Consider the following 770-nt stretch of genomic DNA (forward strand, 5'->3'; position numbering starts at 1 on the left):
ACAGAAGACTTATGCAGTATTTCTTTAAAATAAGAGAGCTGGTATAATGAAAGGAGTTTAAGATGCACAGAATACGGGACAGTCCTATGTGTCCCGTGCATTACAGATAAATAGTTCACTGCAAGGGTGGATGGCACGATGTAACACTTCGATATGATGATAATGCACCGGATGTTGTTGTAGCAACTCTTAAGCTTGTCAATGTACCGACAGAGCCTAAGCTTCCACAGACAGGAGACAATGCAAATCCGCTTCTTTATCTTGGAATTGGTGCACTTGCACTTATTACAGGTGTTGGAGTAGGACTTCGTGGAAGAAAGAAAAAGAATAAACAGTAACAATTAACCTTGCGGGGAATGTAAGCCAGTGACTTATGTTCCCTGCTTTTTTAGATTAAGGAGGAAACGTAATATGATGAATTACGAGATTTTTAAGGAAGTAGTAAAAGAAAAGTTTATGGATTATATGCCTGAGAAGTTCAAAGGAATGGAGCTTGTGGCAGAACCCGTGGAAAAGGTGAATGTGACTCTTGATGGCATCATCTTAAGAGAGGAAGGCAGGAATATTTCGCCTACGATTTATATCAATGACATGTATAAGAAGTATCAGGACTGTGGGGATCTTGAGGAAACACTTATGGCTGCATGTGACTTTATGGAAAGGGCATATGAGCAGGCTCCGGTTGTTGATGTGGACAGCATTATGAAGGATGCTAACGAGAAGATTGTATTCCAGCTCATCAATACAGAGCAGAATAAAACATTTTTGGA

2 protein-coding genes are annotated in these 770 nt (G+C 40.0%); both read left to right on the plus strand.

The window, feature by feature from the left end:
• The first annotated feature begins 110 nt into the window (after positions 1-110).
• Positions 111-338, plus strand: a complete 228-nt coding sequence (locus tag H8700_RS12535; protein WP_081021251.1) for an LPXTG cell wall anchor domain-containing protein — start codon at positions 111-113, stop codon at positions 336-338.
• A gap of 73 nt (positions 339-411) precedes the next feature.
• The coding region (locus H8700_RS03770; protein WP_249303217.1) for a DUF5688 family protein at positions 412-770 on the plus strand (359 nt) is incomplete at its 3' end.

This window comes from Jutongia hominis (genome assembly GCF_014384965.1).
Classification (GTDB): domain Bacteria; phylum Bacillota; class Clostridia; order Lachnospirales; family Lachnospiraceae; genus Butyribacter; species Butyribacter hominis.